This is a genomic window from Pseudoxanthomonas sp. USHLN014, from assembly GCF_037153335.1.
GTDB classification, from domain to species: Bacteria; Pseudomonadota; Gammaproteobacteria; order Xanthomonadales; family Xanthomonadaceae; genus Pseudoxanthomonas_A; species Pseudoxanthomonas_A winnipegensis.
Map to the genome: position 1 here is coordinate 603010 of NZ_JBBCKO010000001.1, position 16977 is coordinate 619986.

The following is a 16977-nucleotide window of genomic DNA, read 5'->3' on the forward strand; positions in this document are numbered from 1 at the left end:
CGCCCGGCACGAGGCTTTCCGGTCGTCGTATGCTCTGGCTTCTCCCCTCCCGGCTATGCCCTCCCAAGGTCCGCCATGCGTTTCTCCTCCGACGAGATCGCCGCAGCGCTTGCCACCGTGCGCGCGGCCCTGCCGCCGACGCCGCAGTACCGCTGGCCGCTGATCGAACAGGCGCTGGGCGCCGAGGTCTGGATCAAGCATGAGAACCACACGCCCGTGGGCGCCTTCAAGGTGCGCGGCGGGCTGACCTATTTCGAGGAGCTGCGCCGCGCCCAGCCGGAGGTGCGGCAGGTAATCAGCGCCACCCGCGGCAACCATGGGCAGTCGGTCGGCTTCGCCGCGCGCCGCCACGGCCTGCAGGCGACCATCGTGGTGCCGCACGGCAACTCGGTGGAGAAGAACGCGGCCATGCGGGCGCTGGGCGTGGAGCTGGTCGAGCATGGCGAGGACTTCCAGGCCGCCTCGGACCACGCCGCCGCGCTGGCGAGCGCGCATGGCCTGCACCGCATCCCCTCCTTCCATCGCGAGCTGGTGCGCGGCGTGGCCACGGCCTACGTGGAGTTCTTCGAGGCGACCAAGGCCGCTGGCGGGGCGCCGGATGTGCTGTTCGTGCCCATCGGCCTGGGCTCGGGCTTCGCCGGCGCGGCGGCGGCGCGCGCCTACTGCGGTGTGAGCACGCGGCTGGTCGGCGTGGTCTCGGCGCATGCCGATGCCAGCCTGCAGTCCTGGCGCAGCGGCATGCTGGTGGAGTCGCCCGCCAACACCCGTCTCGCCGACGGCATGGCCTGCCGTTTGCCGGTGGCCGACGCGATGGCGGTGGTGCGCGCCGAGGCCGAGGACGTGGTTGCGGTCACCGACGACGAGGTGGCCGCCGCGATGCGCCTGCTCTACACCGCCACCCACAACGTGGCCGAGGGCGCCGGCGCCGCGGCGCTGGCGGCGGCCATGCAGCAGCGCAGGTTCTGGGCGGGGCAGCGCATCGGCGTGGCGCTCACCGGCGGCAATGTGGATGCGCCGCTGTTCGCCGAGGTGCTGGCCGGATGAGGCCGGGCGTCCGGGTCGGTCGCCCGGCCCTCTCGCGGCGGGCCTGACGGATGCTGCGTTCGATCCGCGTCAGCCGGACGCGGCGGCAAGCGCCCTGATGCGCTGCGCGACGTCGGGGTCGGTCGGGTTGTAAACGATCATGCTCAGGTCCGGCCGGCCGTCGACGGCGAAGGCCGAGTATTCCAGTGCAATGGGCCCCAGCTCCGGGTGCAGCAGGCGCTTGAGGTGTTCGCCGCCGCCCGCGTCGAGCACTTCGTTGTCGTGCCACAGCGCTTCGAACTCCGGGCTTAGCCTGCAGAGCTCGTCCACCAGCTCACCGACTTCGGAGGCCAGGCCGGCGCGCGCCACGTCGGCGCGGAAGCCGCCCACCACGAAGCGGGCCACGCTGTCCCAGTCGTGCTGCTTGGCGCGCGCGGCCGGATCGCGGAACAGGAAGTAGAGGATGTTGCGCTGGCCCACCGGCAGCGCGCCGTAGTCGGTCAGCACGACGGTGGCGGCCCGGTTCCAGGCCACGATCTCCCAGGTGGCGGTGCGGATGATCGCCGGGCTCGCGTCGAGCAGATCGAGCAGTCGCTGCAGGCGGGGGCTGACGCTGTCCACCGCCTTGTAGCGGACCTCGGGCGGCCGTCCCAGTCCGAGCATGAACAGATGTTCGCGCTCGGCCTCGGTGAGCATCAGCGCGCTGGCCACGCGGTCCAGGACCTCAGGCGAGGGCGCGCCGCCGCGGCCCTGCTCGAGCCAGGTGTACCAGGTCGGGCTGATGTGGGCGCGTTGCGCGACCTCTTCCCGGCGCAGCCCGGGCGTCCGCCTGCGCCCGGTGAAGCCGAAGCTGGCCGGGTCCAGGCGCGTGCGACGGCTTCTCAGGAATTCGCCGAGGGATTTGGCCGTGCCGACGGGCATGCGGAGCCTGTTAGTCGCTTTACTAGGATGAGATCACTAATTTACCGGTATGGCGATGGGCCAGATAGTGCGCAGCTCCACGCTCAGGACACCGCACCATGCGCATCTTTCTTACCGGCGCGACCGGCTTCATCGGCTCGGCCCTCGTTCCCGAACTCATCGGCGCAGGCCACCAGGTCATTGGCGTCAGTCGCTCCGACGCGGGCGCCCAGGCGCTGCGCGCCGCGGGCGCCGAGGTCTATCGCGGCACGCTCGAAGATCCCGAAGGCCTGCGTGCTGGCGCCGCCCAGGCGGACGGCGTGATCCATACCGCGTTCGATCACGACTTTTCGCGCTTCGTCGAGAACTGCAAGAAGGACGGGCGCGTCATCGCCGCGCTCGGCGAGGCGCTCAAGGGCTCCGACCGTCCGCTGGTCATCACCTCGGGAACGGGATTCGGCATTGCCCGGGACGGCGAACTGGCGAGCGAGGACGTCTTCAATCCCGACCATCCCAATCCGCGCGTCGCCTCCGAGCTGGCCGGCAATGCCCTGCTGGAGGCTGGCGTGAATGTGTCGGTGGTGCGGCTGCCGCAGGTCCACGATCCGCTCCGGCAGGGCCTGGTCTCGCCGCTGATTGCCGTCGCCCGCGACAAGGGCTACGTCGCCTATATCGGCGAGGGCCGCAATCGCTGGTCGGCCGGGCATCTTGCCGATGTCGTGCGCCTGTATCGGCTTGCCGTGGAGGCGGCCGTTCGCGGGGCACGCCATCACGCGGTCGGCGAGGAAGGCGTCAGCAGCCGCGACATCGCCGAATCGCTCGGCCGCGGGCTGAAGCTGCCGGTGGTGTCGGTCGCGCCGGAAGCGGCGCCGGCCTACTTCGGCTGGCTGATGCACTTCGCCGCGCAGGACATGCCGGCCTCCAGTGCCCTCACCCAGGCGCGGCTGCACTGGCATCCGACGGGGCCGACGCTGCTCGCAGATCTCGACCTGGCCCGCTACGCACAATAGTCGTCGTGCAACAGGCCCGGGAGCGAGCCTACCCAAGCCCCGCATCCCGGGTGGCGAACGGCTGGCGTCTCGCCTCGCTGGATTCGGGACTTCAGCGCGGCGTTGCGGCGACGGCCGGCCGCTCCAATGACCAGTCCGCATGCCAATCGACGCGGAAACGGTCGCCTTCGACCTGCAGCGGCAGCCAGACATAGCGTCCGTCGATGGCGTTCTCGGGGTTCCAGCGATCGCCCATGTAGATGAAGCGACCCGGCTGGCCCGGCATGGGCAGGATGTAGGCACTCTGGCTGTGGAAGGTGAGCGCCGCGTCTTCGCCCTGCGCGGGATTGCCGAACTCGGTCCAGGGTCCCAGCGGCGATGCCGCGCTGGCGCCGTGCGCGGTATTGGGCTTCCAGCCCGTGCACTCCGAGCCCATGAAGAAGTAGCGCCCGGCATGCTTGAAGATCGCCGGTGCCTCCAGCCACTGGTCCACGAAGATGCGCTGATAGTCCTGCTCGGTGTCCAGGTAATCGGCGGTCAGGCGCGTCACATGCATCGTGGCGTTGCCTTCGGAGCTGTAGAACAGGTAGGCCGAGCCGTCTTCGTCCTGGAACAGCGTCATGTCGCGCGACTGCTGGCCATTGGGCTGGAACGAGCGCAGGTAGCGGTACGGTCCGGCCGGCGCATCGGCGACCGCCACGCCCACGCGGGCGTCCTTGTAGCCATGCCCTGCCCGTTCCAGGTGGAACCACATCACGTACTTCCCGGTCGCCGCGTTGTGCAACACCTTGGGGCGCTCGATGATGGCGCCATCGGCGATGTCCGACGCGGGATCCTTCGACACCGGCAGCGCGATGCCGCGCGCATCCCAGTGCAGCAGATCGCGGGACCGATAGACCGACACGCCGACATGCGCCGCGTTGCCGCCCTTGCCCGCGGTCTTGTACTCGCCGAACCAGTAATAACTTCCATCGGGCGCCCTGAGCATCCCGGCGCCATGGGCGTTGATCACCTCGCCCTGGCGGTCGTACCAGCGCTCGCCGGCCACGATGGAGGCTGGCTTGTCGGCGGCCGCGGCCGACCAGGGCGCAAGCAGCAGGACGGCGGCGGCCGCCAGCAGCCGCCCGATGTGTGGCCTGGGGCGTGCACCGCGATGGCCACGCCGGGCCTGTGCCTCCCCGACCGTGTGTGTACACGACTGACGCAGCTGTTTCATCCTCAGACCCCCTTTCCTTGGCACTGCAGATTGTTCGAACTGACGGCTGACCTGACCCGGGGCGGCAGACGGCGGGTGGTCACCGGCTTGAAGGTCACCCGATTCGCCGTTCTCGGCACCCAACATGGGCGTTGGCCTGTGCGACCTCATGCGTAGCGCGCCTCGATGCTGACCTTGCCGCCCGCGCTGAAGGGCAGCGCGACGCGGTCGCGATGCGGCCCGCTCAGCGCCGCCGGGACGCCCGCGATGCTGACCTCGCGCAGCGTCTTGCCGGCGGGCGCACGCAGCGTCAGCCAGACGGCCCTGGGCTTGAGCGCGGGCAGACTGACCTCCGCCCGGGTCAAGCCCTGCTCGGGGTGGGCCTGCATCGACACGCCAACCCTGCCCCACGGCGTTGGTGCATTTTCGAGGAGGATCGGCTTGCCGGTGGCCAGCCAGTCGCGCGGCAGCGCGCGCGCCAGATACAGGTCCTGGTCCTGATCGAACACCAGCATCCAGCGCAGCAGCAGCGGCACGGTCATCTGCGCGGGCATGCAGAACAGCGGCATGCCGCCGGTGATGCCCGCCACCTCGCCCGCGGTCCAGCTGCCGCGCGTGTGCGCCTGATAGCGGTGCGCGTAGAGGAACAGCAGGTATTCCTCGATCCGGTCCAGGCGCAGCAGCTGCTGGGCGTAGCCGTAGGAGATGAAACCCAGGATGTCGCGCCCTTCCGGCGTGGGCTTCCAGATGTTGGAGACGATGCCCAGGGTGGTGCCGCCGTGGCCGCGCAGGCAGTCGATCACCAGGTGCGCCAGCGCATCCGGCAGCACGTCGGCCTGCAGCAGCTCGGCATAGGCGCGATGCGACCAGAGTTGCTCGCTCTTGCTGGGATCTTCCTGCGACATCGCCTGGCGGAAGGTCTCGCGCGTGCCCGGCAGCGGGCCGACATAGGCGGGCTTGAGGTCGGGACGGATATCGGCGCGGATGGATTCCTGCAGGCGCTGGCGCAGCTGCCTGGCGCGTTGGCGCCATTGGCTTGAGCGGCCCGGCGTGCCCGCGATCGTCGTCCATGCCGCCGCGATGTCCTCCCAGCCGCGGATCGCCAGGGCGCTGTTGCCGAAGTACGGCTTCCACCACAGCGAAGGGTCCGGATACAGGCAGGCGTCGGATTCGCTCCAGCCGTGGATCAGGCCATGACCGCGATCGTCGCGCGGCAGCTGCAGGCTGGCGTCATGCAGCTCGACCAGCAACTGCGCGGTGGCCTCGATCTTGCCGTAGTGCTGGCGCAGCAGCGCGACATCGCCGGTGTAGCGCAGGTAGCGCGCCAGCAGCGACAGGGTCAGGCCAAACTGGCCCGTCTCCGGGCCGCGCATGTTCACCAGGCCATCGGGCTGGGTGTAGTCGGACAGGTAGTTGTCCAGCACGGCCCGGGCCTGGTCGAAGCGGCCCCATTCCAGGTTGGCATACAGCGAACTGGTGAAGGTGTCCTGGAAGCCGTCGTACTCGTTGCCGACGTAATCGCGGTCCACCGCGCCGTACTTGGGGAACACGCCGCCCGGCCGCACGATCAGCTCGCGGGCGAAGGCGAACCGCGCCAGGTCGGGCCAGCTGGCGTCCGGCAGCGCCAGCGTGCTGGTCTGCGCCAGCTGCGCCTGCCACGCGGCGGCGAAGTCGATCATTCCGCGATAGAAGTCCTGCGCACTGGCCGCGCCCCGGCGCGGCGGATAGTCGGGATAGCTGTAGCCGTAGACCGTGCGCACGGCCCTGCCCTGCTCGACCAGTACCGCCCGATGCCAGGTCTGCACCACGAACGCGTCGTGCGCATTGACGTCGGCGAACACCAGCAGGTCGTACCAGCGCCCCTCGCCCGCCGGAATCACCTTGTGCACGGCCGGCATCCAGCCGCCCAGCAGGCCTTCGCTGCGATGGGCGACCTTGTCGGCATCGGCCAGCTCCGGGAAATACTGGATCGCCCGATAGGTGCGGCTACGCCCATCGGGATAGATCGGCATCGTGTCCTTGCCCTGCACCGTGCCCACGAATGTCGTCCAGGGCAGGCGGCCGTTGTAGTCCTTGGGATCCAGGCGTGAGGCCGGTGGCGGTGCGACATCGCGCACCTCGGCCTCGCTTGGGTCGCTCTGGCGCAGCAGCCGGTCGGCCAGCAGGTCGGCCTCGGCCATGGCCAGCTCGGCCAACGGTATGCCGAAGTACGGCGTGTCGCTGCTGCCCCACACCGCCTCGGTGCGCTTGCCCAGCTCCAGCACGCCGGCCGCGCAGGCCAGCACCAGCGCCCCCTGCGGCGTGCGCAGGTCCTCGTGCACGGTCCAGGCCTGACCGCGATGGGTGAAGGCGGTCAGCGCGGTCAACCCCGCCAGCTCCACGCTGCCGGCCGGCCGCAGGCGCGGCGGAGGGGCGGCAACCGGGGCGACGCCGGCCTGTTCGGTGGTCAGCCCAGCGGCGGCGGGAAGCAGGCCAGCGGCCGCCGTGGCGGCCATGCCGTGGCGAAGGAAGTCTCTGCGGTCCATGGGGCCCACACGGTTGAATGATCAAGCCGCATCGTGCGATGCCGGCGAGCGCGCGTCTTGTCCGACACACCGCTGGCAGGTGCGGCTTTTCGCACAAGCGCGGCGCGCCGGCCGCGCTGGATCGGCGCGCGCGGGGTCAGTAGGTGCCGACCGTGACCCGCAGCACCGGCGGATCCTTGCGCCCGAAGTTGAGCCCGTAATCGGTCTGGTCGCCGTTGAGCAGGCGCTCGAACCGCCATTGCCCGTCCTGGTAACGGCCCTGCTCCACCCGCAGCAACTGGCCGTGCCGACCATCGTCGGCCACGCGCGCCAGTTCCGCGCGCGCGGCGAAGCCGGTCAGCAGGAACTGCTCCGGCGCGGTCTGCACCACCAGCAACCGGCCGGCGTGGTCGCTGTTGCCGGGCAGGATCGGATCGGCATCGCCCCAGGCGGGCGCGCCGTAGGACACGCGCACCTCCCAGTCGCCGAAGCGCAGCGTGCGCCGCGGCTGGCCGGGCTGCTCGGCCACGGCCTGCAGGCGTCCCTCTAACGCGGCCTTGGCCAGGATCCGCTGCATCGGCGCCAGCAGCCCGAAGTTGGCCGCGTGCGCCGCGCTGGCGGCCTGCTTCTCCGGCGAGTCGGCGCCGTCCACGCCGAACACCGAGAAGCCGATGCCACCCTGCCCCAGCACATGGAACAGATACGGCGCGGTGCCCGGCTCGAAGCCCGTCTCGGACACCCAGGCCGGGTTGTCGGCGCGCGCGTACTGCCCGATCACCTTGGTGTATTCGTTGTAGTCGTTGGTATAGATGTCGGTGCCGATGAAGTCGATCGACGGGCTCGCCGCGCGCCACAGCTCGAACACGTTCACCGTCGCACCCCCGGAGGGGTAATCCAGCCCTGGGTACTTCTTGCCCTTGTAGCGCAGCCAGGTGTTGACGTACATCGGCAGCGGATAGACCTGCTTGCCGGCGGCGGCGACCTGCTCGATGTAGTGCGCGGTGGCGTAGGCGTTGAAGGCCTCCTCGGCGTCCGGCCCGAACACCTGCTGCCAGGTGCCGGCCGGCTTGCCCAGGCGGGCCGTGATCGCCGCCGGCACCGATTGGGCGAAGGCGGCGTTGGCGGCGGCGCCATGGTCGCGCACGGCGCCGATCGCGCCCGGCTCGTTCTCCACCTGGACCAGGATCACCGTGTGGCGCTGGCCATCGATCTTGCGCAGATGCGCCATCAACGCGCTGAAGGCGCGCTGGTCGGCCTCGAGGTTGACGCTGGCATGCGGCGAGAGCACCTCGGTCGGCTGTCCTCGTTCGTCCAGGGCGCGCGGGTAAGTGGTGGCGTCGCGCTTGATCCATTCCGGGACGTAGTGCATCTGGCCGTTTTTCCAACTGCCGAACCACAGCAGCGCCACGCGCAGGTCGCGCTGCCGTGCCTGTGCGATCAAGGCATCGAGGTTGGTGGTGTCGTAACGGCCAGGCGATGGCTCGAACTGCTCCCAGTACACCGGCGCCTCGACCGTGTTGGCGTGCAGGGCCACCACCTGGTCCAGCGCACCGGGCAGCACGGCCGGCCAGGCGCTGGAGTTGTGCAGCTGGGCGGCCAGCACCGTGTAGGGCGCGCCGTCCACCAGCAAGGCGTAGCGGTCCTGCGCGCGGATCAGGCGCGGCAGTTCCTGCGCCGTGGCGGTGGCGCACAGGCCGAACAGGAGCAGCCCGGTCACGGCCCGGCGGAGAGACCAGCGGAGCGCGCCGCGGCGGATGTTGAAGCCAGATGCGGTCATGGTGAGGGACCCAAGATGTTCCGGTGCGGCGTGGCGCCGCCCTGTGGTGAAAGACGAGGAAGTCGTACCGACGGCGGCTGACGGAGTCGAAGTGGCCGGTGGAGCGAGCGACGGTGCGCGTAGACCGAGCGCGCGCGCGTCATCGGCCGTTGCCTGCGTTGCGTTGGCGCCGCCGGGACCGGCCCGCAGCGGCGACGCGGCGAAGGCATGCATGCGCGCTCCTGCACGCCGCATCGCTGCGCTCGGCTTCGGCTCGCGTCTCATTGCCCGTCGTCCTCCTCCAGCACCAGCTCGTGGCCACGCAGGCCACTGCGTGCGCCCCAGTGATAGATGCCGCAGGCGATTACCGCCACGCAGGCCGTGTCCCAGGGATGGGCGATCGCGCCGATGCCGCCGAAGCTGCCCAGGTAAGACACGGCCATCACCAGCACGAAGAACGCGATCAGCCAGGCCGAACTGCGCACCTGGCGCAGCACGTGTGCGCGGCGCGGCGCGGACGGCAGCTGCGACAGGACGTAAGCGATGTAGATCAGCACCTGCAGGCCCAACAGCCACGACACCGTCGGCCAGGTGGACCAGTAGACGATCAGCGCGGCCACGATGAAGGAGAGCGGCCCCAGCACCGCCAGGCCCTTGACCCGGAACGGGCGCTCCAGCTCGGGCGCACCGCGCCGCAGCGCGGCCACCGTGACCGGCGCGATCGCATAGCTCAGCACCAGCGCCGCCGAGACCACGCCGATCAGCGTCTCCCACGAGGGAAACGGCAGCGTCCAGAACACCGACAGGCCGAAGCTCAGCCACAGCGCCGGACGCGGGATGCCCGACTTGGCATCCACGCGCGTCAGCGCGGGCAGGAAGCGACTGCTGCGCGCCCAGCCGTAGACCACGCGCGGAGTGGCGTTCATGTAGATGTTGCCCGTGCCGCTGGGCGAGATCACCGCATCGGCCACCACCAGGGTCGCCAGCCATCCCAGGCCCAGCGCCAGCGCGATATCGCGGTACGGCAGCGAGAACCGCTGGTCCATGCCTGCCCAGCCCGCCGCCAGCGCATCGCCCGGCACGGCGCCCAGGAAGGACAGCTGCAGCAGCACGTAGATCACGGTGGACAGCGCCACCGACAGGATCAGCGCGATCGGGATGGTGCGCTGCGGATCGCGCACCTCGCTGGCCACCGACACGATCGGGGTCAGGCCGAGATAGGCGAAGATGATGCCGCCGGCCGAGATCGCCGCCTCGACGCCCGCCGCGCCGGCCGGCGCGAAGCCCTGGCTCTGCAGGTTGTCGCCGTTGAAGTGCGCGAGCAGCAGCACGATCACCAGCAGCGGCACCAGGAACTTGAACACGCTGATGACGTTGTTGGCGAGCGCGAAGGTCTTGACGCTGAAATAGTTCAGCAGGAAGAACAGCGCCAGCAGCGCGAGCTGCAGCAGCCAGCCGGCCAGGCTCGGACGCGAGCTGCCGGCCTGGCTCAGCGAGGGAAACCACGCCGCCGCGTACTGCCGGCAGGCCTCCACCTCGATCGCGATCAGGCTGGAGAAGGCGATCAGGGTGATGAAGCCCATCAGCCAGCCCAGCAGCGTGCCGTGCGAGTACTCCGGGTAGCGCACCACCCCGCCGGCACGCGGCAAGGCGGCGCCCAGCTCGCAGTACACCAGGCCCAGCAGGAAGACCGCGATACCGCCGATGATCCAGGACACGATCCCGGCCGGCCCGGCGATGGAGGACACGTGGCTGGCGGCGAACAGCCAGCCCGAACCGAAGATCGAGCCCAGGCCGATGAACGTCAGGTCGGTCAGGCTGAGGCGTTTGTGGAATTTTCCTGCGGTTGCCATGGGGTCCCCCGGGACTGGGTGGGCGCCTGTCGCCGCAGCCCAGGCGCCGCAGCGGACAGGCAGAGGCGTGGCGCGACGGCTCAGTGCACGGCAGGCTCCGCCCATGGCGACTTGCCGCCTTCGGCGATGAAACGATCGATGCGCGCATCCAGGACGGGCAGCGGCACCGAGCCCAGCGACAGCACGGCATCGTGGAAGGCGCGGATGTCGAACTTCTCGCCCAGCGCGGACTCGGCCTTCCTGCGCAGCTTCAGGATTTCTACCTGACCCAGGTAATAAGACAGCGCCTGGCCCGGCCAGGCGATGTAGCGATCGACCTCGGTGGTGATCTCGTGCTCGCTCAGCGCGGCGTTGTCGCGCAGATACGCCTGCGCCTGCTCGCGGGTCCAGCCTTCGTGGTGCACGCCGGTGTCGATCACCAGGCGCGCGGCCCGCCACATCTGGTAGGTCAGGTAGCCGAAGCGCTCATAGGGCGTGGTGTACATGCCCATCTCCTGCCCCAGGTACTCGCAGTACAGCGCCCACCCTTCTCCGTAGGCGGAGATGTAGTTGTAGCGGCGGTAGTCCGGCAGGCCGGTGTCTTCGGCGGCCAGCGACATCTGCAGCGAATGGCCGGGCGAGGACTCGTGCAGGGTCAGCGCGGGCAGCACGTATAGCGGCCGCGACGGCAGGTTGTAGGTGTTGAGCCAGTAGGTATCCATGCCGCCGCGCCCGCCGGTGTAGAACGGCGCCAGGTCGTCGGGCACCGGCTTGATGGTGAAACGCTGACGCGGCACGCGGCCGAAGTACCTGGCCAGGTTGCCGTCCATGGCCTTGGCGATCCAGGCGGCGTGGTTCAACAGTTCCTGCGGCGTCTTGGCGTAGAACTGCGGGTCGGTGCGCAGGAAGGCCAGGAAGTCGGCGAAGCCGCCCTTGAAGCCCACCTCGTCCATGACCTGCTGCATCTGCTCGCGCAGTTTCGCCACTTCCCGCAGGCCGATCTGGTGGATCTGCTCGGGCTCCATGTCCTCGGTGACGAACTCGCGGATCTGCGCGCGGTAGTAGGCCTTGCCGTCCGGCAGCGCCTCGGCGGACAGGGTGCTGCGTGCGTGGGGCAGATACTCCTGGCGTATGAAGCTCAGCAGCCTGGCGTAGGCCGGGATCACGCTGCCGTCGATCGCCGCGAGCGCCTGCGCGCGCAGCTGCGCCTGTTGCGCGGCGGGGATCGCGGCCGGCATCTGCTTGAACGGCGTGTAGAACAGATTGGACTCGCCCTGGGCATCGACCACATCGGCGATCGACTGGTCGCGCCCGGTCAGGGTCACGCGCGGCTGGCTGAAGCCGCGCGCCAGTCCGGCGCGCATGTTGACGGTCTGCTCGTCGAAATAGCGCGGGATGTCGGCCAGCAGCTTGAGATAGCGGCGGTAGTCGTCGGCCGTGTGGAAGGTGCCGCGCGCGGTGAAGCCCAAGTTGGTCCAGAACGCGGTGTCGCTGTTGAACGGCATCTCCCAGGCGCGGAAGCGCTGCTGGTCCAGGAAGACCTCGATCTGCTGCCGGTAGACCTGGTAGTTGACCTGGTCCTCGGCCGAGAGCTGCGCCTGCGGGATCGCGTCGAGCTCGCCCATCACCTGCTGCCAATAGGCCATGCGCATGGCCTGGGTGGCGGGATCGACCTTGGGCAGGTGGTCGGCGGCGCGGCTGTCGCCGTTCTCGTCATCGGCGCCGGCGGTCTGCTCCTGACGCCAGGTCCATTCGCGGGTGTAGAGCGCCTTGAACCGCGCGCCCGCGTCGCTGGGCGGCGCGACGCTGGCCGGCGTGGCCGCGCTTTCCGCCTGTGCCGGATCCGTGAGGCCGCCAACGCCAAGGACGAGCAGCAAGGCGACGGACAGCGGCGTGCGCAGGGCCATCAGGTTTCCTTCGCGGCAGGTGTGGGGGTGGGATCCGCTTCGGCCTGGGTCTTGGCGATCCAGGCGTCGATGCGCGCATCGAGCAGGTCCAGTGGCATGGCGCCGCCGCCGAGCACCGCATCGTGGAACGCGCGGATATCGAACCGGGCGCCCAGCGCGGCCTGGGCCTTGGCCCGCAGCGCCAGGATGTCCAGCTGACCCAGCTTGTAGCCCAGCGCCTGGCCGGGCCAGACGATGTAGCGATCGGTCTCGGCCTGGATGCTGGGTTCGTCATCGGAAGGATGGGCGTGGAAGAAGTCCACCATCTGCTGCCGCGTCCAGCGCTTGTAGTGCACGCCAGTGTCGAGCACCAGGCGATTGGCGCGCAGCAGCTCGCCGGCCAGGTGGCCATAGGCGCTGTAGGGATCCTTGTAGAAGCCCACCTCGCCGGCCAGGCGCTCCGCGTACAGCGCCCAGCCCTCGATGAAGGCGTTGTATCCGGCCTGCTGGCGGAACGGCGGCAGCGGCAGGGTCTGGGCCAGCGAGATCTGCAGATGATGGCCCGGCACGCCTTCGTGATAGGCGGTGGTCTCGATGTTGACCAGGGTGCGCTCGGTGGCATCGTTGGCATTGACCATCACGATCGCGGGCCGGGTGCCTTCCGGGTTGCTTTGCCAGTATTCGGCGCCCGGGGCCTCGCGGCGGAAGGCCGGCATGCCCTGCACCTCCAGCGGCGTGCTGGGCAGGTGGCCGAACAGCTTGGGCAGCTCGGGTTCCATGTTGGCGATGTAGCCGCGGTACAGCGCCAGGATCTGTTCGCCCGACTTGGCGAAATGCCGCCTGTCCGTTGCCACCGCCTTGCGGAAGCTGGCCAAGTCCGGATAGCCCAGCGCCTTGGCGATCGCGCTCATCTGCCCTTCGATGCGCGCCACCTCGCGCAGGCCGATCTGATGGATCTCCTCGGGCGACTTGTTCGTGGTGGTCTGGGTATGGATCGCGAACAGATAGCGCTTGTCGCCATCGGGCAGCGACCAGATGCCCTCGTGCTCCCGGCCCTGCGCGGCGTACTCGTCCTTCACGAACGCGGCCAGCTTGCGGTAGGCGGGGCGGACCGAGCCATCGACGGCGGCGATGAGCTGCGCGCGGATGGCCTCGCGCTGGGCCGGATCCGGCACGGCCCCGTCGAGCTTCTTCAGCGGCGAGGCGAAGGCGCTCTCGGCGCCGGCCGCCGCGGCGATCCTGGTGATCTGCGCCGGCAGGCGTTCGAGCAGGTAACGCGGCTGGACCAGCTTGTCCTTCGCCCCCTGGCGCGAGACCTCGATGATCTGGTCCAGCAGCGCGGGAATGGCCTGCAGGCGCTTGATGTAGTCCTGGTAATCCTTGGCATTCTCGAACGGGAACGCGTCGCCCTGCCCGGCCAGCGCCAGCTGGATGCCACCGACCGGCTCCAGCGGCATCTCGTAGGTCTTCAGGTCGATCCCGGTGAGCTTGTCGCGCAGCTGGCGCAGCATCATCTGCAGGCTCAGCTGGCGCTGTTCGTCCAGGGCCTTGCCGTCGATGGCCTCGAACCGTTCGAGCAGCGCGGCCGTGGCCGCCCGATCGGCCTGCACGGCCGCCAGCGAGTAATCGGTCCAGCGGTCGTTGTAGCGCCGGTCGCTGATGATGCTGGCGAACTCCGGGCTGTGCGCCAGCTGGTACTGCCACTGCTCGTCCAGCAGCGCATCGCACGCCTTGGCGGCCTGCGCGCTGTCCACGACCGGCTTGGCCGTGGCCGCCGGTGGCGGCGATGCCGGCTGGCAGGCGGTGAACAGCGCCGCGGCCAGCACGCTCGCGGCGAAGGAGCGGATCAGCTTCATGCGTAGACTCCGGTGGCGGTGCTCACGAACGTCAAGGCCAGCCCGATGCCAGGCCAGGCGCCGACGCCGCAACTGACAAGCAGGCGATGGCCGCTCATGCGAACGGCCGGTCGATCGCCGGCGATGGCGGCGTGAACCAGCGCGCGCCGTCCTCGGTGACGTGGAAATGATCCTCGAGCCGCACGCCGAAGCGGCCCGGCACCACGATCATGGGCTCGTTGCTGCAGCACATGCCCGGCCGCAGCACGGTCTGGTTGCCGCGCACCAGGTACGGCGCCTCGTGGATGGCCAGGCCGCAGCCGTGGCCGGTGCGATGCGGCAGGCCGGGCAAGCGGTAATCGGGGCCCAGGCCTGCGGCCTCCAGCACCGCGCGCGCGGCATCGTCGATGGACGCGCAGGTGGCGCCAGGACGGACCGCGGCGAAGGCCGCGGCCTGGGCGGCCTGTTCCAGCGCCCAGATCCGCGCCTGCTCGGCGCTGGGCGTGCCGAAGATCCAGGTGCGGGTCACATCGGAGTGGTAGCCCTGCACCGTGCAGCCGGTGTCGATCAGGACCAGCTCGCCCTGCCGCAGGTGCTGCACGCCCGGGATGCCGTGCGGGAAGGCGGTGGCGTGGCCGAACTGCACGATGCAGAAGGTCGAGCCGTTGTCCGCGCCCAGGGCCCGATGCGCCTGATCGATGAAGCGCACCAAGGTGTCGGTGCCGATGCCCTCGCGCGCGATGCCGGCCGCCAGCCGGTGGACCAGCAGGGTCATGTCGCAGGCCTGCTGGATCAGGGCCAGCTCGGCCGGCGACTTGCACATGCGGCAGCCGTCGATGATGGCGTGCGCATCGCCGATGAGCGCCGCGTCCAGGTGGGCGCGCAGGCCCGTGTGGATGAAGAGGGCGGCCGTCGGGTCCAGCGCCAGCGTGCGCGCGCCGCGCTCGGCCATCACCCGGGCGACCAGCGCGCAAGGATCCTCGTGCTCCTGCCACAGGCGCTTGTCGGCCGGGACCTTGAGCACCGCATCGAGCGAGCCTTCCTCGAAGGCCGGGCACACCAGCACCGGCGCATCCTCGGCGGTGATCAGCAGCGCGACCAGACGCTCGCTCGCGCCCCAGGGCACCCCGGCGAAGTAGCGCAGCGAGGCGCCGGCGTTGACCAGCAGCGCGTCCACGCCCTGCTCGCGCATCAGCGTGCGTGCGCGGGCGATGCGCGCCTGGTACTCCGCCTCGCTGATGGCCGGTGCGCGGTGGGGCCATGGCACCAGCTGCGCCTGCGCCTGCTCCAGCGTGAGATGAGCGATCTGCGCGCTCATGCCGCATCGCCCAGGCTGGCCGTGGTCCACACGCCATCGACGAGGCGCTGCACGCCAGCGGGATTGGCGTCGCGCAGTTCGACGGGCAGCAGCGCGTCGGGCACCGCGTCGTAGCTGTGCAGCGCGGCGAAACGGCGGATCGCGCCCGGCATGCCCACCGCGGTGAAGCCGGGATGCGCGGTGCTGGGGAACGGCCCGCCGTGGTTCTGCGCGGCGCTGACCGCCACGCCCGTGGGCATCTTGGAGTTGATCAGGCGTCCGACGCGCACGCGCAGCACCGGCGCGATCGCCTGCCAGGCCGCATCGTCGCCGCCATCGTTGGCCCGATACAGCGTGCCGGTGAGATTGCCCTGGAAGGCCTGCGCCACCGTGACCATCTCCTGCGCATCGCCGACCCGCACCAGCAGGCCGACCGGCCCGAAGGCCTCGGTCTGAAGCGCCTGCGGCTGAGCGATGAAGTCGCGCGCGTCCACGCTCAGCAGCGTCGGCGCGAAGCGGAAGCCACCGCCCTGCCCGCTCGCGCCGCCGGCCAGCACCGCCGCGCCGGCCTGGCGCAGCGTGGCCACGCTGGCGGCGAGATGGTCCACGCCGCCCTGCGAGAACAGCACCATCGGCGCGGCGCCGGCGAAGTGCGCGGTGGCCGCCGCGACGAAGGCATCGCCGGCCGCCGACCGCGGCACGATCACCACGCCGGGATTGGTGCAGAACTGGCCGCTGCCCAGCGTGCACGAGGCGAAGAACTCCTGCGCCAGCGCGTCGCCGCGCTCGGCCAGCGCGCCGGGCAGCAGGAAGACCGGGTTGACGCTGGACAGCTCGGCATAGAACGGAATGCCGGCCGCATCGGCCGCCGCTTTCAGCGCCAGCCCGCCACCCCGGCTGCCGGTGAAGCCGATCGCGCCCAGGCGTGGATCGCCTGCGAGCTTGAGCCCGAGCGCATTGTCGAAGTGATAGAGCATCTGCACCGCCGCGGCCGGCAGACCGGCCTTGCCCAGCGCGACGTGCGCGAGCATCGCCATGCGCTGGCTGGTGGCCGGATGCAGCGGATGCGCCTTGGCGATCACCGGATTGCGCGCGGCGATCGCCGAGGCGAAGTCGCTGCCCGCGATCGCATTGAAGGCAAACGGGAAGTTGTTCGGGCCGAAGACCAGCACCGGTTTGCCCAAGGGTGCCAGGTGCGCGCGCAGGCCGGCGGCCGTATCCAGGGTCGGCTGGGTCCAGCTGTAGTCGCGCACGGCCTGCGCGGCCTGGCGCAGCTGACCGCTGGTGCGCGGCAGCTCGTTACCACGCAGGCGCGTGGGCGCCGCCAACGCGGTCTCGGCCGCGGCCAGCGCGACCAGGGTGTCGGCATCGGCATCCAGCGCATCGGCATAGGCCTCGAGAAACGCCGCGATCCGCTCGGGCGGCGTGGCGGTCAGCTCGGCGGCCACGACGCTGGCGGCGGCCACCGCCGCCTCCACGTCCGCCGCGCCGCTGACCGGAAACAGCGGGCCGATCGCCTCGCCCGTGGTCGGGTCGGCCGCGCGGAAATGGCCGGCAGCGCCCAGGCTGGGCCGCCACTGGCCGGCCAGCAGGACAGGTTGGATCGCCTCGTTCATCGGATCTTTCTCACGGCTTGGGTGTTCAAGGCCCCGGCCTGGGCATGCATCGCCTTCGGCCGGAAGCACAGCAGGCCGGGCACGCCGCATCCCCTGCGCGGCGCCCCGGTGTTCTCGCTGCGCGTCTGTCGGGGCTGGTAGCTC

The 16977-nt window shown here is 70.3% G+C and carries 11 protein-coding genes; 2 read left to right on the plus strand and 9 right to left on the minus strand.

Features of this window, described 5'->3' with window-relative positions:
* Positions 1-75: 75 nt before the first annotated feature.
* On the plus strand, positions 76-1044 hold the full coding sequence (locus tag WFQ05_RS02785; RefSeq protein WP_337052552.1) for a threonine dehydratase: 969 nt from the start codon (positions 76-78) through the stop codon (positions 1042-1044).
* Positions 1045-1113: 69 nt separating this feature from the next.
* Here the strand turns inward: WFQ05_RS02785 and WFQ05_RS02790 are convergent, their stop codons facing one another.
* Positions 1114-1944: a helix-turn-helix transcriptional regulator gene (locus WFQ05_RS02790; protein WP_337052553.1), complete on the minus strand. Its 831-nt coding sequence runs from the start codon at positions 1942-1944 to the stop codon at positions 1114-1116.
* 98 nt (positions 1945-2042) lie between these two features.
* On the opposite strand from WFQ05_RS02790, the gene WFQ05_RS02795 reads away from it, so the two are divergent.
* Entirely contained in the window at positions 2043-2933 is an 891-nt protein-coding gene (locus WFQ05_RS02795; RefSeq protein ID WP_337052554.1) for an SDR family oxidoreductase, read from the plus strand.
* 91 nt (positions 2934-3024) lie between these two features.
* Here the strand turns inward: WFQ05_RS02795 and WFQ05_RS02800 are convergent, their stop codons facing one another.
* The 8 genes from WFQ05_RS02800 to WFQ05_RS02835 form a co-directional block, all read right to left on the minus strand.
* Positions 3025-4128, minus strand: coding sequence for a glycoside hydrolase family 43 protein (locus WFQ05_RS02800; protein WP_337052555.1), 1104 nt, complete (start codon positions 4126-4128; stop codon positions 3025-3027).
* A 146-nt stretch (positions 4129-4274) separates the two neighbouring features.
* On the minus strand, positions 4275-6632 hold the full coding sequence (locus tag WFQ05_RS02805; protein WP_337052556.1) for a Tat pathway signal protein: 2358 nt from the start codon (positions 6630-6632) through the stop codon (positions 4275-4277).
* Positions 6633-6768: 136 nt separating this feature from the next.
* Complete coding sequence (locus WFQ05_RS02810) at positions 6769-8388, minus strand: DUF5597 domain-containing protein (RefSeq protein ID WP_337052557.1); 1620 nt, start codon at positions 8386-8388, stop codon at positions 6769-6771.
* A gap of 260 nt (positions 8389-8648) precedes the next feature.
* The gene (locus WFQ05_RS02815; protein WP_337052558.1) at positions 8649-10220 is read right to left on the minus strand and encodes an APC family permease; all 1572 of its coding nucleotides are present in this window, start codon (positions 10218-10220) and stop codon (positions 8649-8651) included.
* Positions 10221-10300: 80 nt separating this feature from the next.
* Positions 10301-12106 carry a DUF885 family protein gene (locus WFQ05_RS02820; protein WP_337052559.1) on the minus strand — a complete coding sequence of 602 codons (1806 nt, stop codon included), beginning with the start codon at positions 12104-12106 and terminating at the stop codon, positions 10301-10303.
* A complete protein-coding gene (locus WFQ05_RS02825; RefSeq protein WP_337052560.1) occupies positions 12106-13941 on the minus strand; it encodes a DUF885 family protein in 1836 nt (611 codons plus the stop codon). The genes WFQ05_RS02820 and WFQ05_RS02825 overlap by 1 nt, the downstream gene beginning before the upstream one ends.
* Before the next feature lie 94 nt (positions 13942-14035).
* Entirely contained in the window at positions 14036-15238 is a 1203-nt protein-coding gene (locus tag WFQ05_RS02830) for a Xaa-Pro peptidase family protein (protein WP_337052562.1), read from the minus strand.
* Positions 15235-16833, minus strand: coding sequence for an aldehyde dehydrogenase family protein (locus WFQ05_RS02835; protein WP_337052563.1), 1599 nt, complete (start codon positions 16831-16833; stop codon positions 15235-15237). Before WFQ05_RS02835 ends, WFQ05_RS02830 begins: the two co-directional genes overlap by 4 nt.
* Between the last annotated feature and the right edge of the window lie 144 nt (positions 16834-16977).

Coding starts and splice junctions, on each gene's coding strand:
- WFQ05_RS02785 (WP_337052552.1), top strand. CDS start 76: ATGCGTTTCTCCTCCGACGAGATCGCCGCAGCGCTTGCCACCGTGCGC.
- WFQ05_RS02790 (WP_337052553.1), bottom strand. CDS start 1,944: ATGCCCGTCGGCACGGCCAAATCCCTCGGCGAATTCCTGAGAAGCCGT.
- WFQ05_RS02795 (WP_337052554.1), top strand. CDS start 2,043: ATGCGCATCTTTCTTACCGGCGCGACCGGCTTCATCGGCTCGGCCCTC.
- WFQ05_RS02800 (WP_337052555.1), bottom strand. CDS start 4,128: ATGAAACAGCTGCGTCAGTCGTGTACACACACGGTCGGGGAGGCACAG.
- WFQ05_RS02805 (WP_337052556.1), bottom strand. CDS start 6,632: ATGGACCGCAGAGACTTCCTTCGCCACGGCATGGCCGCCACGGCGGCC.
- WFQ05_RS02810 (WP_337052557.1), bottom strand. CDS start 8,388: ATGACCGCATCTGGCTTCAACATCCGCCGCGGCGCGCTCCGCTGGTCT.
- WFQ05_RS02815 (WP_337052558.1), bottom strand. CDS start 10,220: ATGGCAACCGCAGGAAAATTCCACAAACGCCTCAGCCTGACCGACCTG.
- WFQ05_RS02820 (WP_337052559.1), bottom strand. CDS start 12,106: ATGGCCCTGCGCACGCCGCTGTCCGTCGCCTTGCTGCTCGTCCTTGGC.
- WFQ05_RS02825 (WP_337052560.1), bottom strand. CDS start 13,941: ATGAAGCTGATCCGCTCCTTCGCCGCGAGCGTGCTGGCCGCGGCGCTG.
- WFQ05_RS02830 (WP_337052562.1), bottom strand. CDS start 15,238: ATGAGCGCGCAGATCGCTCATCTCACGCTGGAGCAGGCGCAGGCGCAG.
- WFQ05_RS02835 (WP_337052563.1), bottom strand. CDS start 16,833: ATGAACGAGGCGATCCAACCTGTCCTGCTGGCCGGCCAGTGGCGGCCC.